Annotated in this window: 20 protein-coding genes; 11 read left to right on the forward strand and 9 right to left on the reverse strand. The window is 70.9% G+C overall.

What is annotated here, in order from left to right; genetic code table 11:
* Positions 1-2 precede the first annotated feature (2 nt).
* Both R6Y94_RS38720 and R6Y94_RS38725 read right to left on the reverse strand, forming a co-directional pair.
* The gene (locus R6Y94_RS38720) at positions 3-941 is read right to left on the reverse strand and encodes a DUF6282 family protein (protein ID WP_318401719.1); all 939 of its coding nucleotides are present in this window, start codon (positions 939-941) and stop codon (positions 3-5) included.
* 36 nt (positions 942-977) lie between these two features.
* Positions 978-1805, reverse strand: coding sequence for a GntR family transcriptional regulator (locus tag R6Y94_RS38725; protein WP_318401721.1), 828 nt, complete (start codon positions 1803-1805; stop codon positions 978-980).
* Positions 1806-2390: 585 nt separating this feature from the next.
* Between R6Y94_RS38725 and R6Y94_RS38730 the strand changes: the two genes are divergently transcribed.
* The 4 genes from R6Y94_RS38730 to R6Y94_RS38745 all read left to right on the forward strand — a co-directional run bounded on the left by R6Y94_RS38730 (position 2391) and on the right by R6Y94_RS38745 (position 5842).
* Entirely contained in the window at positions 2391-3410 is a 1020-nt protein-coding gene (locus R6Y94_RS38730; RefSeq protein WP_318401723.1) for an ABC transporter substrate-binding protein, read from the forward strand.
* 174 nt (positions 3411-3584) lie between these two features.
* Entirely contained in the window at positions 3585-4373 is a 789-nt protein-coding gene (locus R6Y94_RS38735) for an ABC transporter permease (protein ID WP_318401725.1), read from the forward strand.
* A 150-nt stretch (positions 4374-4523) separates the two neighbouring features.
* Positions 4524-4922 (forward strand): cold shock domain-containing protein, encoded by a 399-nt coding sequence (locus R6Y94_RS38740; RefSeq protein ID WP_318401926.1) that lies wholly within the window; start codon positions 4524-4526, stop codon positions 4920-4922.
* Positions 4923-4966: 44 nt separating this feature from the next.
* Positions 4967-5842 carry a metallophosphoesterase gene (locus R6Y94_RS38745; protein ID WP_318401727.1) on the forward strand — a complete coding sequence of 292 codons (876 nt, stop codon included), beginning with the start codon at positions 4967-4969 and terminating at the stop codon, positions 5840-5842.
* A 102-nt stretch (positions 5843-5944) separates the two neighbouring features.
* On the opposite strand, the gene R6Y94_RS38750 is transcribed toward R6Y94_RS38745, so the two are convergent.
* The gene (locus R6Y94_RS38750; protein WP_318401728.1) at positions 5945-6811 is read right to left on the reverse strand and encodes a class I SAM-dependent methyltransferase; all 867 of its coding nucleotides are present in this window, start codon (positions 6809-6811) and stop codon (positions 5945-5947) included.
* A gap of 108 nt (positions 6812-6919) precedes the next feature.
* Between R6Y94_RS38750 and R6Y94_RS38755 the strand changes: the two genes are divergently transcribed.
* A complete protein-coding gene (locus R6Y94_RS38755; RefSeq protein ID WP_318401730.1) occupies positions 6920-7420 on the forward strand; it encodes a hemerythrin domain-containing protein in 501 nt (166 codons plus the stop codon).
* A gap of 590 nt (positions 7421-8010) precedes the next feature.
* Here the strand turns inward: R6Y94_RS38755 and R6Y94_RS38760 are convergent.
* Positions 8011-8859 carry a peptidylprolyl isomerase gene (locus R6Y94_RS38760; protein WP_318401732.1) on the reverse strand — a complete coding sequence of 283 codons (849 nt, stop codon included), beginning with the start codon at positions 8857-8859 and terminating at the stop codon, positions 8011-8013.
* 87 nt (positions 8860-8946) lie between these two features.
* On the opposite strand from R6Y94_RS38760, the gene R6Y94_RS38765 reads away from it, so the two are divergent.
* Positions 8947-9318, forward strand: coding sequence for a hypothetical protein (locus tag R6Y94_RS38765; RefSeq protein WP_318401734.1), 372 nt, complete (start codon positions 8947-8949; stop codon positions 9316-9318).
* Between the two features lie 100 nt (positions 9319-9418).
* Here the strand turns inward: R6Y94_RS38765 and R6Y94_RS38770 are convergent, their stop codons facing one another.
* Both R6Y94_RS38770 and R6Y94_RS38775 read right to left on the reverse strand, forming a co-directional pair.
* Entirely contained in the window at positions 9419-9607 is a 189-nt protein-coding gene (locus R6Y94_RS38770; RefSeq protein WP_318401736.1) for a DUF397 domain-containing protein, read from the reverse strand.
* The gene (locus tag R6Y94_RS38775; RefSeq protein ID WP_318401738.1) at positions 9598-10401 is read right to left on the reverse strand and encodes a helix-turn-helix transcriptional regulator; all 804 of its coding nucleotides are present in this window, start codon (positions 10399-10401) and stop codon (positions 9598-9600) included. Before R6Y94_RS38775 ends, R6Y94_RS38770 begins: the two co-directional genes overlap by 10 nt.
* 1194 nt (positions 10402-11595) lie before the next feature.
* On the opposite strand from R6Y94_RS38775, the gene R6Y94_RS38780 reads away from it, so the two are divergent.
* A complete protein-coding gene (locus R6Y94_RS38780) occupies positions 11596-12291 on the forward strand; it encodes a class I SAM-dependent methyltransferase (RefSeq protein WP_318401740.1) in 696 nt (231 codons plus the stop codon).
* A 39-nt stretch (positions 12292-12330) separates the two neighbouring features.
* Here R6Y94_RS38780 and R6Y94_RS38785 read toward each other — a convergent pair whose 3' ends face one another.
* A complete protein-coding gene (locus tag R6Y94_RS38785) occupies positions 12331-13854 on the reverse strand; it encodes an ABC transporter substrate-binding protein (RefSeq protein WP_318401742.1) in 1524 nt (507 codons plus the stop codon).
* 14 nt (positions 13855-13868) lie between these two features.
* Positions 13869-15812 carry a hypothetical protein gene (locus R6Y94_RS38790; protein ID WP_318401744.1) on the reverse strand — a complete coding sequence of 648 codons (1944 nt, stop codon included), beginning with the start codon at positions 15810-15812 and terminating at the stop codon, positions 13869-13871.
* A gap of 168 nt (positions 15813-15980) precedes the next feature.
* Here R6Y94_RS38790 and R6Y94_RS38795 point away from each other — a divergent pair, with 168 nt between their 5' ends.
* The 4 genes from R6Y94_RS38795 (at position 15981) to R6Y94_RS38810 (ending at position 21675) form a co-directional block, all read left to right on the forward strand.
* Positions 15981-17498, forward strand: a complete 1518-nt coding sequence (locus R6Y94_RS38795) for a sigma 54-interacting transcriptional regulator (protein ID WP_318401746.1) — start codon at positions 15981-15983, stop codon at positions 17496-17498.
* A 2-nt stretch (positions 17499-17500) separates the two neighbouring features.
* Positions 17501-19462, forward strand: a complete 1962-nt coding sequence (locus R6Y94_RS38800; RefSeq protein WP_318401748.1) for a hypothetical protein — start codon at positions 17501-17503, stop codon at positions 19460-19462.
* Between the two features lie 81 nt (positions 19463-19543).
* Positions 19544-20014 carry a DinB family protein gene (locus R6Y94_RS38805; protein ID WP_318401750.1) on the forward strand — a complete coding sequence of 157 codons (471 nt, stop codon included), beginning with the start codon at positions 19544-19546 and terminating at the stop codon, positions 20012-20014.
* Positions 20015-20103: 89 nt separating this feature from the next.
* Positions 20104-21675 (forward strand): PQQ-dependent sugar dehydrogenase, encoded by a 1572-nt coding sequence (locus tag R6Y94_RS38810; protein ID WP_318401752.1) that lies wholly within the window; start codon positions 20104-20106, stop codon positions 21673-21675.
* Positions 21676-21745: 70 nt separating this feature from the next.
* On the opposite strand, the gene R6Y94_RS38815 is transcribed toward R6Y94_RS38810, so the two are convergent.
* Entirely contained in the window at positions 21746-22723 is a 978-nt protein-coding gene (locus R6Y94_RS38815; protein WP_318401928.1) for a GlxA family transcriptional regulator, read from the reverse strand.
* Positions 22724-22967 lie beyond the last annotated feature (244 nt).

The raw sequence follows: 22967 nt of genomic DNA on the forward strand, positions 1-22967 counted from the left end.
GGTCATGCCGGCACCCGGTCCGCGTCGGTTACCGCCAGCCGGCGGGAGTTCTCCACCGCCATCGTCTGGATGTCCTGCTCGGTGAAGCCGGCTTCGAGTAGGCGGTCGGCGAAGAGTGCGAGGCCGTCCTCGACCGGTGGGTTGAATGGTTGTCCGAGGTCGCTGGAGAGTATCGAGTGTGCGATGCCGACGGTTCGGATGTTGTCGAACAGGTTGTCCCAGGAGACCTTTCCGGTGTACGCGGTGGTGTAGCAGCGTTCGAGCAGGGCGCCGGCTTCGGCGAGTTCGCGTTGCTGGTCGGCGGAGAGGCGTTGTGAGGTGAACTCGGGGTGGGTGACGACGATCCGGCGTACCCCTTCCTGCCTGGCGGCGTGGACCACGGCGAGGATTTCCGGGCCGTTGAGGTGTCCGGTGGCGAGGACGAGGTCGTGTCGGGCGATGACCCGGAGTACCTGGCGGACTCGTTCGAGTACGTGTCCGTGCGGGTCGAGTACCTCGACGATGTCGGGGACGATGCCCTGGGCGTGCAGGTCGGCCTGGAGTGCTCCCCACATTGCCGGTTTGGCGCCGGGTAGGTCGGTGGCGGTGCTGCGGCGTTGGTTGCCGGAGTCGACGGTGGGCATCCAGATGATTCGGGCGCCCTGCCGGCCGGCGATCTCGACGGCGGCCGGGTTCATCCCGCCGATCGTGCCGTTCAGGGTGAGTGCGCCGAGGACGTCCACTCCTGGTATCGCCTTGCGTACCACGGCCGCGCGTTCGGCGGTCGGCACGTAGTGGGACTTGAGGACGAAGCCGGCGAGTCCGACCTCGGCGAACCGGCCGGCCAGGTCGAGGTCGTCGATGCGCCGCTCCATCACGTCGGGTGCGATGTGCACGTGGGTGTCGTACGCCCCCCGCACCAGGGCACGGGCACGGGCGGACGGGACGGGATGTTCTGACATGACGCTCCTTGGCGGGGTGGGCGGACCGTACGCCGGTCAGCCCGGACGGGTGGGATCGGGCCGGCCGCTCCGGCGACGGATCGCGGTCGTGGTCCTGGCCAGGGTGGACTCGACGTGCCCGAGGTGCTGGCGCATCGCCGCCTCGGCGGCGTCCGGGTCCCGGGCCGCGATCGCCTCGACGATCGCGGTGTGCTCCTCGAAGGACCGGTTCGGCCGGCCGGGCACCAGGATGGTGCGGTACTGGAACCGGACGAGCTGGGCCCGGAGCCCGGCGATCATCCGGGCCGCGGTCTCGTGCCGGGCCGCCGCGATGATCGCGGCGTGCAGCTTGGCGTTCCCCTCCGAATAGCCGAGCAGGTCGTCGGAGTCGAGTTTTCGGGCCATCCGGTCGAGTATCCGGCGGATCCCGGCGATCTCCCGGGCGGTGGCGTGCAGTGCCGCCTGCCGCGCGGTGAGCGCCTCCAGTACCGCCCGGACCTGGAGGATTTCGACCGCCTCCTCCTCGGTGACCAGCCGGACGTGTGCGCCCCGGTTCGGGGTGAGTACGACCAGTCCGTCCTGACCGAGTCGGACCAGTACGGTCCGGACGACCGCCCGGCTGACCTGTAGCCGGGTCGCCAGCTCGATCTCGATCAGCCGCTCGTTGGGCATCAGCTCGCCCCGGTAGATCTCCTGCCGGAGCTGGTCGTACGCCTCCTCGGCGGACCGGGCCGGGCCCCGCCGGCCGGGCGCCGGTCGCTCCGAAGTGGCCGGTGGGTCGTTCCGGTCGGCCGACGGTTGCGGTGGGTCGACCGCCCGGTGCTGCCGGGCGCCCCGGGGACGAGCTCGGTCGGCTGATGGTGGCTGCTGCGCGGATTCGGTCATGATCCGGTCACCGGAGCGATCCGTGCCCGGTCGATCCGGGCGGAAATCTGTCCAACGTCCAACGTCGGTCAACATTTGGGCGATTTCGGTGGCAGCCGCGACGGAATCGATCGGGACGGTGAGACTGGTATGTCGGGTCCGCGGAGTCCACTGTGTCGACGGGGATATGCACGCGTCGGACCTTAGCCGGAGTGCGCCCGCCAACCGGGCAGTACGCCGGCATGGCGCGACCGGTGTCGGGCGGGTCGACCGGGTGCCGGCACCCCGCCAACTCCCAGCTCAGTGCGGCTGAACGCAACATTGTCTCCTGAATTATCAACAATATTGCGGACAGGTTTGCTGCTGTCGATGCCGAATGTCAATCGTCGTGACCTGCTGATATCTTCCGACGGGAAACGATCATGCGTCTGCTTGCCAGAATCTTGACCGGATCTTGTCGATGACATTTCGGACAAGGCTCATTTACGATTCTCGACCGAACGAGGGCCGGCAGGCCGGATACGCGCCGAGGGGTCGCGGCGTGCTGTTCGCGCGGGAGGCGTCGATTGCCCGCCCTCGGGTCCATTCCACAAGCGGGAGGCACACATGATCAGACGTTCTCGCCTGCTCGCCGCGGTGTTACTGGCGGCGGCGCTGGCGGTCACGAGCGGGTGCAGCGGCGACTCCGGTGCGGAGGCCGAAGCGTCCAAGAAGGACCCGGACAAGGTCGCGTACATCACTGCCTTCGGAGCGGTCGGCCGGGACGCGTTCGTCTGGGTGGCCAAGGAGAAGGGCTATTTCGCCGAGGCCGGCATCGAGGTCGACATCCAGAAGGGTGCGGGCAACGTCCCCAACCTGACGGCGTTGAAGTCCAACAAGGTGCAGTTCGCCGCCCTCGACTTCACCGGTGCGGTGATCCAGGCCGGCAAGGGCGAGTTCACCGAATGGCGGGCCATCGCCGCCGTACACCAGCAGACGCTGGTTGCGGTGATGACCACCAAGGACACCAACATCAACACCCCGAAGGACCTGGAGGGCAGGACCATGGCGACCGGCGCCGGGTCGGTCACCGAACTGCTCTTCCCGGCGTACGCCCGGCTGGCCGGCATCGACACGGCAAAGGTGAAGATCCAGGGGGCACAGGCCACCGCGTTGAACGGTCTGATGGCGTCCCGGCAGGTCGACGCGCTCGGCACCTTCCTGCTCAGCCGTACGGCCCTGGCGAACGTCTCCAAGAAGGAGGTGGTGGTGCTGCCGTACAGCGACTACCTCCGGGACCTGTTCGGCAACGCCGTCATCACCACGCCCGCCCTGATCGAGAAGAACCCCGAGCTGGTCCGCCGGTTCACCGGCGCACTGCTGAAGGGCTTGCAGTACTCGATCGAACACCCGGAGGAGGCGGCGCAGATCCTCAACAAGGCGGAGCCGAGCTACGCCGTGCCGTCCGGGATCGGCGAGATCAAGGCGATGACGCCCTACGTGGCACCGGTCGGCGGCGCGCCGATCGGCTTCATGGAAGAGCAGCGGGTGATGCGGACCATTGCCGTGATGCAGGGCGCCGGCCTCATCCCCGCCGGACTGACGCCGGACAAGGTCGTCGACTTCGGGTTCGTCCCGAAGTCCTGAGGGCCGAGGGTTCCGTACCGATGCCCTGCAAGGCCGGCCGGTGACGGAGCCGGGCCGGGACGGCGGTCGCATCGGCCGCCGTCCCGGTATCGCCCGCACCGTTCCCGGCGGCGCACCGACCGGGCCGCCGGCCAACCCCCTTCCGTCGCCGCGTCACCCCACCCGGAGGCCGTCATGACCAGTTCGCCGACGAACACCCGCCTGGCCCGACTCTGGACCAACGTCGGACTGCCGGTACTGGGTGCCGTGCTGGCGATCGGCCTCTGGTGGCTGGTCACCCGCCTCTTCGACATCTCGTCGTTCTTCCTGCCGGCGCCGCCGGACGTGGTCGACGCGTTTCTCCGGCTGCCCGGCTATCTGCTCGCGGAGACCTGGGTGACCCTGCTGGAGACGGTGATCGGGTTCGGCATCGCCGCCAGCGCCGGGCTGCTGGTCGCGCTGCTGCTGGCGGCGTCCCGGACGGTCGAGCGGATGACGATGCCGCTGATGGCGGCGGTCAACGCCGTACCGAAGGTGGCGCTCGCGCCGCTGCTGCTGGTCTGGATGGGCTTCGGCTCGGAACCGAAGATCGTCATGGTGATCCTGGTCTGCTTCTTCCCGATCGTGGTCTCCGCGATGGCCGGGCTGACCTCGACCCCGAACGACCTGCGCGAGCTGGTGCACTCGCTCTCCGCCTCGTGGTGGCAGACCTTCCTCAAGGTACGACTCTCCTGGGCGCTGCCTCAGATCTTCGTCGGGTTGAAGGTGGCGATCTCCCTGGCGATCATCGGCGCGATCATCGGCGAGGTGGTCAACCCCGACCGGGGGCTCGGGGCGGTCATCGTCAACTCCGGAGCCTCCGCCGACACCCCGCTCGCGTTCGCCGCGCTGACCCTGTTGGCGTTGATGGGCGCGCTGCTGTTCTACCTGGTGGTGGCGGTCGAGCGGCTCGTCGTACCGTGGGCACGGGCGATCGCGTCGTAGCCGGTGCCCGCCGCGCGGGGCTGCTGGCGGGCCGGTTCGCTCGCTACTGTGTCGCCAGGGGCGGTCCGGCCGGTCCGGCCGGTCCGGCCGGTGGTGTCGGGCCGGGCGGCCGGTGTGTTGGTGGTCGGTGAGGTAGGGGTGGCGGTGGTTGTGGTGGCATCGGGAAAGCTGCTGAGGTTCGACGAGGTACGCGGCTACGGGTTCATCGCCCCCGACAGCGGTGGTGAGGACGTCTTCGTGCACGCCAACGACTTCGGTGAGGACAAGCACCTGATCCAACCCGGGATGCGACTGGAATACGAGGTCGAGCAGGGGGAGCGGGGGCTGAAGGCGTCGACGATCCGGATCACCGACCGGCCCGCCAAGCCGCGTCCGAGCCGGGCGGCCGGCGACGACGAGCTGTGCGACGTACTCTCCGGAGCCGAGTTCAGCGCCGAGGTCACCGAACTGCTGATCGAGAAGGTGCCGTCGCTGACCGGTGCCCAGATCGGCGCGATCCGGCAGCAGTTGGTCGGGCTGGCCCGGTCGCACGGCTGGGTCGAGCCCTGAGCACGGCCGTTCGGCCCGACGTGCGGGCCCGGTAGGGTCGCCCGGTGACCACCTCGCGTCCCGGCGGCAGCCTGCTGGCCGTCAGCGACCTGCACGTCGGTTATCCCGAGAACCGGACACTGGTCGAGAGCTTCGTTCCGGGCTCGGACGAGGACTGGCTGCTGGTGGCCGGCGACGTCGCCGACCGGGTGGAGGACATCTACTGGGCGCTGCGGCTGCTGAAGGAGCGCTTCTCCACCGTGGTGTGGGTGCCCGGCAACCACGAGTTGTGGACGCCCCGCCAGGACACGGTCCAGTTGCGCGGGGTCGCCCGGTACGAGTTGCTGGTCGAGATGTGCCGGCGGATCGGCGTACTGACCCCGGAGGATCCGTACCCGGTGTGGACGGGTGCGGGTGGGCCGGTCACGGTGGTGCCGCTCTTCCTGCTCTACGACTACACCTTCCGGCCGGCGGGCGCGCAGACCAAGGAGGCCGGGCTGGCGCTGGCGCACGAGGCGGGGATCGTCTGCACCGACGAGTACTTCCTGCACCCCGATCCCTATCCGAGCCGGGAGGACTGGTGCGCGGCCCGGCTGGCGCTCACCGAACGCCGGCTGGCCGAACTCGCACAGGGCACCCGGACCGTGCTGGTCAACCACTTTCCGCTGGTCCGTGAGGTCACCGACATCCTGCGCTACCCGGTCTTCGCGCAGTGGTGCGGCACCGTGCACACCGCCGACTGGCACCGGCGTTACCGGGCCGCCGCCGTGGTCTACGGCCACCTGCACATCCCCCGGGTCAACTGGTTCGACGGGGTCCGCTTCGACGAGGTGTCGCTCGGCTATCCGCGTGAGTGGCAGCGGCGGGCGAAGCCGCCCCGCGGCCTCCGGTCGATCCTGCCGGTCGGCTCGCCGGAGCGGGACGCCGACCTGGCCTGGTGAGCCGGGTCCGGTTGCCCGGGCGTGAGCGGCGCGTAGCCGGGGGAGCGTCGGGTAGCCGGGGTGCCCGCAGTGGGGCACGACGGGTGGCACCCACCGGGCCGGTCAGCCGGTGCCGGGCGGTTGGTCGGCGCGACGCATCCAGAACGCGCCGGTGGGCAGTCCCCGGAGTTCGGCCGGCAGCGAGTCCGGGTGGCACGACCAGAGCCACGAGGTGAAGAGCAGCACCCGCCACGCCGCGTTGTCGGTGAGGAACGCCCGGAGCAGGTAGACCTCGGTCCAGTCCCGGCCCTCCCGGAGCCACCGCTCCGGATATTCGAACGGCCAGTGGATGTCGTGGATGTGCACGATCACCCCGGGACGCAGCGTCGGCAGGACGTGCAACAGCAGCCAGACGACGTCCGAGCCGGCCTTTGCCACGTGCGTCGAGTCGATCAGCAGGATGTCGCCGGAGTCGAGCCGGGCGAAACTGGACCGGTCGACGTCCTGGACCCGGTGCTGGACCAGGTCGACCCGGTCACCGGGGCGCAGCCGGGAGCGCAGCCGCTCCGGATGCGGTTCGACGCAGGTGATCCGCAGATCCGGCAGGTAGCGGTCGGCGACGTCGAGGGCGACCGCGGTGGAGTAGCCGGAGCCGACCTCGATCAGCCGGGCCGGCCGGTGGTGCCGGAGCATCGCGTGCAGCACGGCGGCGTCGGCGCGGCCGTACATGCCGTTGTGGTCGTGCCAGCGGTCGCTGGGGAGTTCACGCATCAGCGGACCGAGTTCGGCGGCCAGCCGGAGCTGCTCCGGCTCCCGCAGGTCGACGCCGACCGGGGCCAGGTCGCGCCAGCCGATCGCGGTGGCCCGGTCCGCCGGCGAGGTGGCCGGCGAGTAGAAGTGCCCCGGTTTCACGTACGGCGGTGTGCTGAGGGCGGCGCTGATCCCCCGGGCACGCCGGACGACCTGCGTCTGGAACTCTCCAACAGCCATGCGGGGAATTCTGTCCTTTATCGCGATACTTTCGCTAGTACCCCGCAAAAATGGAACTTCCGTGTCTATCCGGCGAGTGCTTGATCCGATCGAGGAGGTCAGACCACGATGGAGGACGTCACCGCGCTGATCCTGGACGACCATGCGGCGTTCCGCCGGGGATTCGCCCGGCTCGACGACGCCCGGGGCGAGGCGGCACTCCGGGCGGTCTGGGAGCCGCTGGCACTGCACCTCGACATCCACGCCGAGGCGGAGGAGGCGATCCTCTACCCGTACCTGGTCCGGCACGGCGATCCCGGTGCCGGGGAGGAGACCGACGACGCGATCGGGGACCACAACAAGATCCGGGACGCGATCGCCGAGTCGAAGCGGCACGTACCCGGCACCGACGGGTGGTGGGCGGCGGTCCGGCAGGCCCGCCGGGAGAACAGTGAGCACCTGGCCGAGGAGGAGGACGGCGCGCTGGCCGACTTCCGGCGTAACTCCAGCCTCGAACTGCGTGCCGAACTCGGCGCCCGCTGGCTCACCTTCTACGGCGAGCACCCCGGCGGGCGGGACCTGACCTTCCAGGACAAGGACCCGAAGGCGTACGTCCAGGAACACCGCTGAGCTGGCCGAGCCGAGCCGCCCCGGATCAGCCGAGCCGTCCCGAGGCAGAATGGCCGGGTGACGATCCGGGCCGCACTGGCACCGCTGACCGGTGGCGCCACCTAGCGCCGAAAAGTCTTCCTGCTGATCGGGCTTCGTGGTGCCGCCGCCGAACGGCTGAAGACTGGGTACCGCTGAACCGGCGCTGACCAGCGGATTCAAGGTTCTTACAGGCAATGCGCTAGGTCGCTGGGGCAGTCTCGGGGACGGATGGCCGGTCGGGGGCACAAGGGTGTGCGGCGCGAACCCGACCGGATCACAGGAAGTTGAGAGATGACGATGAGGCGACGGCGCATGTCGACCGGATCAACCAGTGGTCACGGACGTGGCCAGGACCCGTGGTGAAGTCGACCAGATGACGGCACCGGCACGTTGCGCTCGACCGACGGTCGGGTGCCACCGGACCGCCGACCAGCAGCGGCGGTCTGCGGAGCGCCAGACTGACGGGGGACGGACGCGTCACCCCGCCGGCCGAGCGTGACCGGGGCGGTACGTCCGTAACACAGCAGCCCGCCCCCGCTCTCCGGGCAGCGGGGGCGGGCTGCTGTGCGTCAGTCCACCGAGAAGGTCTGGATGGTGATCCCGACCTTCGGCGTCCCGCCGCCGGCCGCGATGGAGTTGTCGTGGCCGCCGGCTGCCACCCGGTCCACCACGTCGAGCCCGGTGCTGACCGTGCCGAACGGGGTGTAGAGCGGCTGGAGCCCGCTCGTACTGTCCTGGAAGATGATGAAGAACTGGCTGCCGTTGGTGCCCGGCTCCCCGGTGTTCGCCATCGCCACCACGCCCCGGCCGTACTGCGCGCCGGTCAGGTTCTCGTCGGCGAACCGGTAGTCCGGCCCGCCCATTCCGGTGCCGCTCGGGTCGCCACACTGGAGCACGAAGATCCCCTCGGTGACGAGCCGGTGGCAGCGGCTTCCGTCGAAGAACTTCCGCTCGGCGAGATGCTGGAAGCTCGCCACCGTGCACGGGGTGCGGGCCCGGTCCATGGTGATCGCGATCTGCCCGAGGTTGGTGCTCAGCCGCATCGTGGCGGTACCGGTCTGCGGCGCCCCGTCGAAGTCGGGCAGCCCGACCACTTTTGTCTGGGCGTGCGCCGGGGTGATACTGCCCGCACACCGCGCCGACGCGTTGCGCGACCCCGCGCTCGGCGGAGTTTCCGTGCTCTCGGTGCTGGCGTCCGATCTGCCGTCGTTGCCGAGCTGTACGTAGTAGACCACCAGGCCGGCGCAGCCGATGCCAAGGCAGAGCACGATCGCCACGGCCGCGGCCACCAGGCCGATCACCAGCGGGCGGCGGCTCCGCGCCGGCTGCGCTCCCGTCTGGTACGGCGACGCGGGCGGGACGGGACCGGGCGGCGGGACGGGACCGGGCGGCGGGAATTCGGCAGGCGGCTGACTCACCCGGCCAGCCTACCGACAGTGCTCGATGAGTACCCGGATCGGCAAATGCGTGGCTCGAATTACCTGGTCATGGCAGTATGCGCGGTCGTGACAGACCTCGACGCCATCCAGATCACCACGCTCGCCGAGCGGCCCGGGTTGACGGCCCGGATCTACGAGATCACCGACACCTGGCCGGTCTTCGCCAGCGAGGACCTGCTGGCGAGCGCGCTGCACCTGCGGGTACCCGGCGAGTTCCCGGAGTACTGCGTCGTGGCGACCGGGTCGTCGCGGGGGTTCGCCGTCCCGTTCAACGCCGTGTTGAAGGACCGGGAGGAATGCCGGCGCAGGGCTGGGACGTGGTGCTGGTGTGGGCGTTCAACGACCGGCGCCGGGGGAACGTGCCGACCGTCGCCAGCGCGCTGGAGATCACGATCGACGTCGACTACTTCGGCCGTGGTCTGTCCCACCGCATGGTGACCGCGCTGCGACAGGCGGCCGCGCGGCAGGGCCACGACGTGCTGTTGGCTCCGGTCCGACCGACGGAAAAGCAACGTCTGGGTACGGCACAGCACGCGATCTACCGCCCGGGCAGGTCGCTGACGAAGATCCGCCAGGCGTCCGGCCCGAAACTCAGCACCGGACCACTCGGGTCCTTGCTGTCCCGCACCGCGACGACGCCAGCCAGGTTGTCGGCGACCTCCACACAGTCGCCGCCGGTGCTGTTGCTCCGGGTGCTCTTGCGCCACCGGGCTCCGGTCAGGTCCATGTCTCCGCCACCTCCGCGATCAGGTCGAGCGACTGCTGGTGCGGCAGTGCCACGCTCCGGACGGTTTCCCAGACATCGATCATATAGTTCACGTAGTCCGACCGGTCGTCCATCTGACCGTGCCGGTGTCCCTCGAAGTAGACGACTGGTTCACCCATCGGGGGAGTCGCCAGCACGAACGAGCCGTCCAGCCCGGCGTAGGAACCGGCCGAGGCCGGCACGACGTGGATCTTCACCTGCGGCACGTTCGTGCCTGTCTTGACCAGGTGCAGCAACTGCTCGCGCATCACCGCCTGATCCCCGATCGGGCGCCGCAACACGTACTCGTCGAGCACGAAGGTGAGCAGCGGCGGCTTGGCTCGCGACAGGATCTCCTGCCGGTCCAGTCGGGCGGTCACCTGCTCTTCGACCTCCTCGGTGGAGAGCAGCCCTGGCCCGGAGAGAACCGCGCGGGCATATGCCTCGGTCTGCAACAAACCTGGGACGTAGGCCGGCTGAAACGAGCGCAGCGCTTTCGCTTCCTGCTCGACGCCGGCCCATTCCCGGAAGTACTGGACGACGATTTCTCGGCTGATCCGCTTCTGGATGCGTACGAAGCGGCCGTCGGTGGTGAAGACCGTGTCGCAGCGCCGGGCGAAGTCGAGGCTCGGTCGACGTTCGCAGCTCTCCACCTTGGCGACCATCGGCTGCGAGTAATTGATCGCCTCGGCCAGCGCCGTTTGCGACATGTTGGCGGCAGACCGGGCGAGCCGCAGTTCCTCGGCGAAGTGTTCGAGCATCGGAGACCGTTCCATATGACTCCTCCATGACGAAGGGCGTACAGGCGGGATAAACCCGGATACGCACGGGTCGTACCGATCGAGAAGCTCCTCAGCGTAGTGCCATCCACAGCAGAGTGTCACTAGCGGAACCGCTCGGAGCCATGGCATCGGAAAGGACGGGCGGGACCGCGCGGGGGCCGTCGGTTTCCCTTCCCCACCCGAGGCGGCCCCCGCTTCCAGATATCGAGGAGGTGGCCGGGTGTGAGCTGGTTTCGACGTACGCCGAGAATTCACCGCCGGGACTGGCGACGGCTCTGGCGGTACTGCCGGTGCGGGCACCGGTGGGGTTGCCTCGGCACACTTCCGCCGCCGGCTCCGGCGTCGCCGCCACCGATGCCGATGCCGCCCTCGCCGAGGCCGTCGGTGCGTGGGCGGGTACGGCCGACGAACCGGGGACACCTCCGCGACTGGAATGGTCGGAAGGGTGTGAACGGTGATCGACACGCCGGCCGTCGAGCGCCCGCCGAGGTCGAGCCGTCCGGCGGCGACCGCCGGCCCCGGGGCGCCGAGCGATGACCGGACCCGCCCCACGACCCGAGTCCGGATGCGCGGTCGAATCCGGGCCTGCCCACGACCCGAGTCCGGATGCGCGGTCGGATGAGCGTTGACGACCTCCGCCGGCCCGAGAAAGAGGTGGTCCGCCGCAGAGCCTTTAGAGCTGGGTGCACAAACCAGGGGGACGTTCTCGACCTCAACTCCCAAATGCCTACGAGGTGTTTCTACGGGGCGCTCAGCGATGATGGAGCCCGGTCGTCGGGCGGATGCACAAACGGGGCAGCTCGACAGTCTCGCAGACAAGGTATTGCCACCGGCCAGCCGGCGTACCTGTCGGGAAGTGGGCGGGCGGCTGGGACGGGCGCATCTGCCGCAACGGCCGAGCTGGCTGTGCCGGGCCTGTGGCGCCGCGTGGCCGTGCCCGGCGGCGCGGGGGCAGGGCGTTGTGCCACCGTAGACTTCCCGGCGGCCATCGCCCGGTCAGCACGACGACGGCGGACGACAGATCGACATCTCGGGGAACGAAGGTGCATCACGACCAGGTACGACGCCCGCGAATCCGGTTCGGCAGTGGGTGAACAACCGCATCTTGAGGCTGGCCAGGCCATCCGCGAGCCGGTTAGCTGGGGATGCGAGGCAGTAACCAGGGAATATGTGGGAGGAAACGCTACCGTGTCACCACCACCCGAGGAGGTCATCGCCGGCCAGGCCGTCTACAACCGGTTGGTGCTCGCCGGCTACGACGGGTTCGTGCTCGGCTTCTCCTGCAGCCTCGTCTGGCGCTGCGCCAAGCGGCACATGCTGGACAACTACCAGCGCAACATCGGGGGCCGGCACGTCGAGTTCGGCACCGGCACGGCGTACTTCCTGGACCGGTGCGGCTTCCCGACCGTGACGCCGGAACTGACCCTGGTCGACCTGAACCCGACCGTGCTGCGGGTCAGCGCGACCCGGGTGGCCCGTTATCAGCCAGCCGTGGTGCAGGCGGACGTGCTCCAGCCGCTTCCCTTCGATGACGACACGCTCCGGACCGGCCACTACGACTCGGTCGGGGCGAACTTCCTGCTGCACTGCCTGCCCGGTTCCTGGTCCGACAAGGCCGCCGTCTTCGACAACGCGGCGGCGGCGCTCCGCCCCGGCGGGCGGGTATTCGGCAGCACGATCCTCTCCTCGGGAGTGCCGGTCAACGTCCCGGCCCGGCGGCTGATGAAGGTCTACAACGCGCGGGGAATCTTCCACAACGCCGACGACGACCTGGCCGGGCTGCGCTGGCAACTCGACCAGCGGTTCACCGACATCCAGCTCACCGTACGCGGCTGCGTCGCCCTCTTCGAAGCCACCAAGCCGGCGCTGGCCGAGACGGGCTGACGGCCGACATCGGCCACAGGAGCCAGTTCGCCACTGTCCTCAGCCGGACGTGACGTAGGGGCGGTGGGCGGGTGGGGCGGCCGATGGTGGGATGCTGATCACCGGGATCCACCTGCCGATCGGGTCCGCCATCCGGGTGGTGGTGAAGGTGAGCCGTCCGCCAGCACCGGGCACATAGCTGCTGTTGTTCAGGTTCATCAACTGGCCGCGTACGTTGCCTGCCCGGGGGATCTCGTCGGGCGGCAGGCCGGGCGTGACGGCGCGAATGGCCATCACGGCGGTGGCCATGGCGTCGTGGTGGGTCGGCCCGTACCCGTCGTCGAGCGCGCCCGGCTCGCCGAACTCCTCGGCGCGAAACGCGGTCAGGAACGGCATCAGGCCGTCGGGCGCGGTGCCGGACGGAGGGCTCTCCGTGGCGAACCAGGCGGGATCCACCCCCGCCGCGTTGATGATGGTGATCTGCCCCTGTTGCAGGATGGGCGTGAGGTCCGCGAACGGGCCCAGGCCGGTCGCGCCGACCAGGATGGAGATCGGGTCGCGGCAGCTCCGGACGGCGAGCGAGTGGACGAAGTCGTCCAGGTCCAGCGCCCGGCCGGCGTAGAGGATCAGGTCGGGGCGCGGCGTGTTGCAGACGCTGGTCTGGATGGTGGAGAAGAGTTGGGTGCGATTCTCCGGGTCGGCCGCGCCGAAGTACGCCTTGGCGGGCACGGTCAGATACCGACCGAGCAGCCGTTCGTACACCGCTCGGAGGTCCCGCACGTACAGGTCCGGTTCGGAGTCGTCGTAGACCAGCATGCCGGTACGCAGCTCCGGGTTTTCGGCCAGGTACGCGCCGAGCGCCCGGACGTAGTCCGTGTTACTCGGCGAGGTCCGTACGAAGCCGGGGATGTCGCGAAACTCGTCGCTGGTGGCGACCCCGGCGACCATCGGCAGGTCGGCGTCGGAGGCGGACAGGTAGTGGGCCGTATCCCGGGTGGCGGTGATGCTGGTCCCCATGCCGATCACGGCGACCAACGGATGCCGGTCGTCGGTCGTCCGCTCCAGCGCCTCGACGACCCGGCGCCACTGCGTCTGCCGGCTGCCGGGGTTGGCGAGCACGAGTTGGACCAGCGGGCGCGGGTCGGCGAAGTCCGGCGTATGGTTGGCCCGCCGCTGGGCCACGTACGCACCCTGCACCGAGTGCCGGATCTGCTCAGCGCTCATGAAGCTCTTTGCGGTCGCGGTCATCGGGGACAGCAGCGCCACCCGGACGTACCGGTTGCGCTCCGGATCGGCCTGCCACTGCTCGTGCACCCAGGCGTTCTCCCGGGCGATGGCGGCCTGCACCGATCGCAGGTCGTCGCTGAAGAAATGCCGGTCGACATCCGTCAGTGTCCCGACGCACTCGCCGTCCACCCGAATCAGCCCGGAGCGCACGCCCGCGCAGGAGACGACGATCCGGTGTACCGCCACCGTCCCGACGCCGATCACCGCGAGTACGGTGACCACCGCGGCGACGCGGCGCAGTACCGTCCGCAGCCGGGGCACCTGCGGGGCGAGATAGTCCAGAGGGACGTCGGCCACCGGAACTGTGCTGTTCACTGCCATCGTTCCGCCAAGACCCGGTGTGCGTCGGCCGCGGCGACCAGCCGGGACTGGTCGTCGTGGAGCTGAAGGGCGATCGCCCGGTACTCGCGCTTGATCTCGTCGTGCAGGCTGGCCCGATCCCGGCCGCTGAACGGGTCGGCCAGCACCCACAGCCCGGCGACGAGCCGCGTCATCCGGCCGAGCCGGCTCTCCGGATCGGCTCCGGTGAGCCGGGCCAGCCGGCGCGCCTCATCGGCGGGTGGTCCGGCCTGGGCCAGGTTCCTCGGGGCGGTGACCACCCGGCGCATGGTGGTCAGCCACTCGTGCGTCGGGGCGAGCCCGGCGCGTTCGGTGAAGTACGCCGCGACCTGACCCAGTTCGCCGAGGGCCAGCAGGTGGTACAGCTCGCCGACCCGGTCGCCGCGTTCCGCACTCTCCTGGCGGAGTCGTTCGTGTACCGCCACCCAGCCGTCCTGCGCGTCGGCGGGCCGGTCGGCGAGCCGGCGCAGCAGGAGGCGGCGCAGCGGTGGCGGGGGAGCGTCGTGGTCGGCCGGCCAGAGATCGTTGAAGAGGGCGATCAGCTCGCCGGTGTACTGCTCGGGAGTGAGCAGGCCGCTGCCCACCGCCAGAGCCCCCGCCTCCTGGCCGGTCCGTGCCGCCGCGCAGGTGGTCACCGTCTCGACGGTCTCGTCCGGGAAGGTGTCGTTGTCGCCTATCCCGAGTAACCGTCGGCAGAGCCGCTCGGCGATGGTGGGCTCCTTCCGACTGGCGTCCTCCGGTGGAGGAGTTTCCCGCCAGTGCAGGAGTACGGCCAGCTCACCACCACCCTCCGGCCATTTCGCCACCTTGTCCGCAGTCTCCAACAGCAGGCTGACGGCGAGTGGATTACCCTGCGCGAACTGTTGGATCAGCAGTGGGATCCGGTGGTCGAGGCGGACGTGCTCGGCGCTGACCTTGCGGGCGATGTCCTCGTCGGTCAGTCTGGTCAGCCGGTAGCGCATCCATCGGGGCCACGGGCGATTGTCGGGTAGCCGCAGCGCCTCGTCGGGGCCGAGGTGGCGCTGCTCGCCGCCGGACAGGTGGTCGAGGAAGGGCTGCCGGGCGGTGACCACCACGGCCAGCGGGTCGTGCTCGCCGTCGGACCGCCGCCGGACCAGGTCGGTGAGTACGGTGCGGCCGAGTCGCGTGTCGGCGTTGTCGAGCAGCACCACGCAGCGCGGCATCCACGACCGGCGGCGTCGTCGCCCGAGGCCGGCGGCGAGGTCGGCGTGGAACGCCGCCCACAGCAGGTCGTCGCGCTGCCGCGCGTTGTTGCCCCGCTCGGGATGGCGGTGCCACTGGTTCAGCTCGATCAGTATCTCGACCGGGGAGCGGTGGGTGCTGCCCCGCGTGCCGTACCACTTCTGTGCCTGACCCAGCACGAACCGGCTGCTCCAGGTCCAGTGGGCCAGCCCGCCGATGGTGGCGGCCAGGATCCGGCCGGCGAGGCTGAGCGGGGCCTGTACCGGAGATGGCAGGACGGCCGGGAGGTTGCCGGCGCCATCGCGGATGGTGGCGACTAGTTGGTCGATGCCCCGGTGGGCACGCAGTAGTTCGTTGATCCGCCGCCGAGCGGCGTCCCGGTCGTGCAGGTCCAGGCCGGCATCATCCATGATCAATTTGCCCACCGCCAGTCGCGGGAAGCGCAGCGTGCCGTAGAGCGGGCAGGGCCGGCCCAGATGGAAGGCGAGCGCGAACAGCACCTCGGGAGTGCCCGGCCGGCCCGGCGTACGCAGGTCGATGTGGGCGAACGGCACGCGCCCGTCGAGCAGCGTGGCCACCGCGTCGAGCAGCGCCGACTTTCCGACGCCCCGGCCGCCCTCGAAGACCAGCACCGGTGGCGGCGGTCTGTCCTGTGGACTGGCCATAACCTGTCGGACCAGCTCGACGGCGTGCCGCCGGCCGAAAAGTGTCATACCGCTCCCCGCGTGCCGTCCCGTGGACAATTCGACCATTCTTGGGTATGGGTGGAGGTGAATCAACCGGCTGGGCGGTACGGCTGGTGACGGGTTTCCTACACTTCGACCGGCCCGGCCGACCGCCGGTGATCCGCGTTCGACACGATCCGGAGCTAGCGTAGGTGCGTGACGGAAATTTCCCAGGTCCCACCGACCCCACCGGCCGAGCTTCCCGGCACCCTCGGCGAGCTGCGCGCCACCGGGCACCGGTACCGGACGGTCAAGCAGGAACTCCGGGACAACCTGCTGGCCCGGCTCCGGTCCGGCGAACCCCGCTTCCCCGGCATCGTCGGCTACGACGAGACCGTGCTGCCCGAGGTCGAGCGGGCCCTGCTGGCCGGGCACGACATGGTACTGCTCGGCGAGCGCGGCCAGGGCAAGACCCGGCTGATCCGCGCCCTGGGCCAACTCCTCGACGAGTGGACCCCGGTGATCCGTGGCTCCGAGCTGAACGAGCATCCGATGCACCCGCTGACCCCGGCGTCCCGCCGGGCGGTGGAGGAGACCGGCGACGAACTGCCGGTCGGGTGGCTGCACCGGTCGATGCGGTACGGCGAGAAGCTCGCTACCCCGGACACCAGCGTGGGCGACCTGATCGGCGACGTGGACCCGATCCGGGTGGCCCAGGGGCGTACCCTCGGCGACCCGGAGACGATCCACTTCGGGCTGGTACCCCGGACCAACCGGGGCATCTTCGCCGTCAACGAGCTGCCCGACCTGGCCGAGCGGATCCAGGTGGCGCTGCTCAACGTGCTGGAGGAGCGCGACATCCAGGTACGCGGCTACCAGCTCCGGCTGCCGCTGGACCTGCTGCTGGTGGCGAGCGCCAACCCCGAGGACTACACCAACCGGGGGCGGATCATCACGCCGCTCAAGGACCGGTTCGGCGCCGAGATCCGCACCCACTACCCGCTCGACCTGGAGCTGGAGCTGGACCTGATCCGGCAGGAGGCGGCGCTGGTCGCGGCCGTGCCGGAGCACGTGCTGGAGGTGCTGGCCCGGTTTGCCCGGGCGGTGCGGGAGTCCCCGGCCGTCGACCCGCGCTCGGGTGTCTCGGCCCGGTTCGCCATCGCCGCCGCCGAGACCGTCTCGGCCGCCGCGCTGCGCCGGGCCGGACTGCTCGGTGCCGGTGGCCCGGACGGGCAGCCTGCCGCCGCTGCCGACACCGAGCCGGTGGCCCGGGTCGGTGACGCGGTCTCGGTGACCAGCACCCTGCGCGGCAAGGTCGAGTTCGAGAGCGGCGAGGAGGGCCGGGAGATCGAGATCCTCGGTCACCTGCTCCGGACCGCCACCGCCGAGACCTTCCGGGCCCGGCTGGCCGGGCTGGACGTCTCCGGCTTCACCGCGCTGGTCGCCGACGGCGCGATCGTCGAGACCGGTGAGCTGGTCGGCCCGACCGAGCTGCTCCGGCAGGTCGGCACCGTACCGGGGCTGGCCAAGGCGCTGGACCGGCTCGGGCTGGGCGACGCGCCCACCCCGGCGGAGGCGGCGGCCGGGATCGAGTTCGTACTCGAAGGGCTGCACCTGACCCGGCGGCTGGCCAAGGACGTGACCGACGAGGGACGTACCCGCTACGGCGGGCGCAGCCCCGACGGCGGCCGCGGCCCCGGCGAGCGCTCGGCCCGCGACGACGACTGGGCCTGAGCGTGGCCGGCGGAAACCGTTTCCGGTACGGCTCCTGGCGCGGCGGCCCCGACCCGCTCGCCCCGCCCTACGACGTGCGGGCAGCGGTGGATTCGGTCGGCGCCGAGGTGCTGGCCGGCGGCAGCCTGCGTGAGGCGCTGCGCAACCTTCTCCGGCGCGGCCCGCAGGGCCGGGGCGGCCTGGACGACCTGGTCGCCCGGGCCCGGCGGATGCGCCGGGACGCGCTGCGCCGGGGTGACCTGGACGGCGCGGTGACCCGGGCCCAGGCCCTGCTCGACCAGGCGCTCGCCGCCGAGCGCGACGAGCTGCGCGGCCGGGACGACGACAACGCCCGGTTCGCCGAGGCGGTGTTGGACAACCTGCCCTCGTCGACCGCCCGGGCGGTGGAGGAACTCTCCGGCTACGAGTGGGCCAGCGACGAGGCCCGGGCCGCCTACCAGCAGATTCTCGACGGGCTGCGCCGGGACGTGCTGGAGCAGCGGTTCAGCGGACTGCGGGACGCGATGCGCGGTGCCGCCAACCCGGCGGCGCAGCAGCAGCTCTCCGAGATGCTGCGCGACCTCAACGACCTGCTGGCCCGGCACGACCGGGGCGAGGACACCACCGACGCGTTCGCCGAGTTCATGCGGCGGCACGGCGAGTTCTTCCCGGAGAATCCGGAGACGGTGGACGAGCTGGTCGACGCGCTGGCCCGGCGGGCCGCCGCCGGTGAGCGGCTGATGCGCTCGCTGTCACCGGCCCAGCGCGAGGAGCTGTCCCGGCTGATGGAGTCCTCGCTCGGCCCGGAACTGGCCGGGCAGCTCTCCGCGCTGGACGCCAACCTGCGCTCGCTCCGCCCCGACCTGGCCTGGGACCGCCGGGAGCGGGTCCGGGGGGACCAGCCGCTCGGCTACGGCGAGGCGGCCGGGGCGCTCGGCGAGATCGCCGACCTGGACGACCTGCTGGACCAGCTCGGCCAGGAGCATCCGGGGGCGACCCTGGACGACATCGACGTGGAGTCGGTGCAGCGCAACCTGGGCCGGGACGCCGCCGACGACGTACGCCGGCTGCGCGAGCTGGAGCGGGAGCTGCGCCGGCAGGGTTGGGTGACCCGGGGCGGCGACGGGCTGACCCTGAGCCCGAAGGCCCTGCGCCGGCTCGGCGGTACGGCGCTGCGCCGGATCTTTGCCGAGTTGCGCAGTGGCCGGCAGGGGCAGCACGATCTGCGCTCGGCCGGTGCCGCCGGTGAGGTGACCGGCGCGTCCCGCCCCTGGGAGTACGGCGACGAGCAGCCGCTCGACGTGGTGCGTACGCTCGGCCGGGCGGTCCGGCGCGGTGGTGCCGGGGTACCGGTGGCGCTGGCGGTCGAGGACTTCGAGGTGGTGGAGACCGAGCGGCGCGCCTCGGCGGCGGTGGCGCTCTGCGTCGACCTCTCCTTCTCGATGATCTCGGAGGGGCGCTGGGGTCCGATGAAGCAGACCGCTCTGGCGCTGTCGCACCTGGTCGCCACCAGGTTCCCGCAGGACGCGTTGCAGATCATCGGCTTCGGCCGGGAGGCGATGCCGCTGACCCAGCAGGAGCTGGCCGGGGTGGAGCCGGACATGGTGCAGGGCACCAACCTGCAACACGCGCTGATGCTGGCCGGTCGGCACCTGCGTCGGCACTCCGGCTCCGAGCCGGTGGTGCTGGTGGTCACCGACGGCGAGCCGACCGCGCACCTCGATCCGGAGGCCGGCGGCGGGGTCTTCAACTGGCCGTCACTGCCGGAGACGATCCAGTTGACGGTCGCCGAGGTGGACAAGCTGACCCGGTACGGCGCCACGATGAACCTCTTCATGCTGGGCGAGGATCCCGGGCTGCGCCGGTTCGTCGACGCGGTGGCGCGGCGCTGCGGCGGCCGGGTCTTCACCCCCGAGCTGGACGACCTCGGCGAGTACGTGGTCTCCGACTACCTGCGGGCGCGGCGCGGCCGGCGCGGTCGCTGACGACCGGTCGCGCCGGGCCGGCGACCGCCGGGTCCGGCGATATCCGGGTACGGCACGGGAACTCTTCCTAGACTCGGTCGAATGGAGACGGCCGAGCTGCGCCGGGCGTACGCGGACCTGCTCGCCGAGGTCGACGGGAGCTCGTTCGGGCCACCGCCGCCGGGGGAGTTGACCGTCGAGGAGGTGCTGGTGCACCTCGCCGCCAACGACGAGTTGCTGACCGAGGCGACCGAGGCGGTGCTGGCCGGCTCGCCGTGGGCGTACTACGACGGGCAGTCGACGCTGCGCCCGCAGGTGGACGCGATGCTGCCGCGCGACGGCGGGCTGCCCGAGCTGGCCGCCCGGCTGCGGTCCACCAGCGAGCGGCTCTGCGCGCTGGTGGACCGGCTGGGGCCGGAGGCGGAGACGCCGGTCGACTCGCATCTGCGGGAGGGCTTCGAGCTGCACATCGAGGAGTCTCTGCCCTGGGGGCGGATGCTCGACATCCACGGCCGGATCCACCTGCCGGCGCACCTCGAACAGTTGCGCGCCATGCGTACCGACGTCCGGTAGTTGCGCGTGGGAGCGTTCCCACACTTCGGGACGTCGTGATCTAGCGATCGTTCGCGGCATTACCTTCCTGTTAACCGATGGGAGTGAATATGTTGCGACGTCAATCCGTCGGGCGCCTCTGCCTGGCCGGCGCGGCCGCCCTGATCGCCCCGCTCGTCGCGTTCGGCCCGCCGCCCGCCGCCGGACAGCCCGCCCCGGACCGGGCGGCGGTGGCCGCCGTGCCACCCCTGGACCAGCTCACCGTCAGCACCACCCAGCTCGCCTTCGGCCTTCAGCGGCCGACCGCGATCTTCGCTCCCGACGACGGCAGCGACCGGCTGCTGATCGCCGAGAAGCAGGGGACGATCCGGGTCTACCACCCGGACACCGGGCTGGCGACGGACCCGCTGCTCGACATCAGGGACCGGGTCGACACCTCCGGCAACGAGCGCGGACTGCTCGGCCTGGTCACCACGCCGGACTTCACGCAGACCCGAACCCTGTACGTCGCCTACACCGCACTGCCCGAGGGCACGGTCACGCTCTCCCGGTTCACCCTCGACGCGGCCGGCCAGACGCCGATCCCGCCGGACGGGGAGCAGGTGATCCTGACCCAGGCACACGCCGAGTTCTCCAACCACAACGGCGGGCATGTCACCTTCGGTCCGGACGGCTACCTCTACTGGAGCATCGGCGACGGCGGCGGCTCGGACGACGTACTCAACTCGGGGCAGAACCTGGACACCCTGCTCGGCAAGATCCTCCGGCTCGACGTGAACCGCTCCTGCGACGGGCGGCCGTACTGCGTACCGGCGGACAACCCGTTCGTGGGCACCGCGAACGCCCGGCCGGAGATCTGGACGTACGGGCTGCGCAACCCGTGGAAGTTCTCGCACGACCTCGGCGGGGACGGCTCGCTCTGGATCGCCGACGTCGGGCAGGGCACCTTCGAGGAGATCGACCACCTGCGCGCGGACCAGGCCGGTGCCAACCTCGGCTGGTCCTGCCGGGAGGGGCCACAGGTCTTCGACCCCGACCGCTGCCAGGCCGGCGCCGAGTACGTCGAGCCGATCTACTCGTACCGCACCTCGACCGACGGCTGCGCGGTGATCGGCGGGTACGTCTACCGGGGCGAGCAGTACGCCGAGGTCGCCACCGGCACCTACCTGGCCACCGACTACTGCTCCGGTACGGCGTTCGTGGTCCGGCCCCCGGCCACCCCCGGCGGGGCGTACGAGACCCGGGCGCTGACCGAACTGACCATCCAGCCGACCAGCCTCGGCCAGGACGCCAACGGCGAGCTGTACCTGGTGAACGACCTACCGGGCCAGCTCCACAAGATCGAGTTCGGCACCACCGCCCCGCCGGCCGCGTGCCGGATCGGCTACCGGGTCGACCAGCAGTGGGGGACCGGCTTCAACGCGACCGTGACGGTCACCAACACCGGCACCCAGCCGGTCAGCGGCTGGACGGTGGGCTGGACCTTCCCCGCCGCGCAGCGCGCCGGCACCTTCTGGAACGCCAGCGGCAGCCAGTCCGGCGCGGTGGTGACCGCCCGGAACACCAACTGGAACGGGAACATCGCGCCGGGCGGCACGGTCCAGTTCAGCTTCCTCGCCTCGAACACCGGCCCGAACCCGGCACCGACCGCCTTCACCCTCAACGGCAACACCTGCGCCTGACACCGCGAGCGGTCCGTCCACAGGGCTGCGATCCGCCAAGGGGCCCCGCCGCACCGGCGGGGCCCCTTCGCTACACCTGCCCCGGGTCGGCACCGACGGCCCGGGGCGCCTGGAAGGTACGCCGGTAGGCGGTCGGCGGCACCCCGATCCGCTGGTGGAGCTGTTGCCGCAGCGCGGCGGCGGTGCCGAAGCCGGACCGCCGGGCCACCTGGTCGACGCCGAGATCGGTGGACTCCAGCAGCAGCCGGGCATGCTCGGTGCGCTGCCGCAGCAGCCACTGCGCCGGACTGAGGCCGGTCTCCTCGCGGAACCGCCGGGTGAAGGTCCGGACGCTCATGCTGGCGTGCGCGGCCATCTGCGGCAGAGTCAGCGGCTCGTGCAGCCGGTGCTGGATCCAGTCCCTGGTCCGGCCGGTGCCGGTCGCGGCCGCGTCCGGCAGCGGTCGTTCGATGTACTGCGCCTGCCCGCCGTCCCGCCAGGAGGGCACCACGCAGCGCCGGGCGGAGCGGTTGGCGACCCCGCTGCCGTGGTCGGTCCGGATGACGTGCAGGCACAGGTCGAGGCCGGCCGCCACCCCGGCCGAGGTGAGCAGGTCACCGTCGTCCACGAAGAGCACCTCGGGATCGAGCCGGACCCTCGGGTGGAACCGGCGGAACCGGTTGGCGTACGCCCAGTGCGTGGTGGCGACCCGGTCGTCCAGCAGCCCGGCGGCGGCCAGTACGAACGCGCCGGTGCAGATTGACATGATCCGTACGCCCCGGTCGTGCGCCTCGCGCAGCACCGCGCGGATCTCCGGGTCGACGGTGCCGTCGGTCAGCGGCGCGCCGTCGTGGATGCCGGGCACCACGATGCTGTCGGCGTCGGCCAGGATCTCCAGCCCGTGGTCGGGCAGCACCTGGAATCCGGCGGTGCTGCGCACCGGCCGGGCGCCGGAGGTGCAGGTGGTGACGGTGTAGAGGGACTCCCCGGCGGCGTCGCGGGCGGTGCCGAACACCTGGGCCGGAGTGCCGAGGTCCAGTCCCACCACCGAGTCCAGGGCGAGCACCACGACCCGGTGCGGCCGGGGCGGTGCCGGCGGCCGGCCGGATCGACCCTGCCCCGGCTCGCCCGTCCCCGGGCGTCCGTCCGGCGAGTCCTCCGGTGGCCTGCCCGCCGGACTGTTCCCCGGCAATCTGCCCGCCGCGCTGTTCTCCGGCAACCTGCCCGCTGACCTGTTCTCCGGCGACCTGCCCGCCGGCGTGATGGTGGTCACCCGCTGCTCCGCTCTCCAGTGCTGTTGGCCCAATTCTTGC

Source organism: Plantactinospora sp. KLBMP9567 (assembly GCF_033446045.1).
In the GTDB taxonomy this organism is placed as follows: Bacteria; Actinomycetota; Actinomycetes; order Mycobacteriales; family Micromonosporaceae; genus Plantactinospora.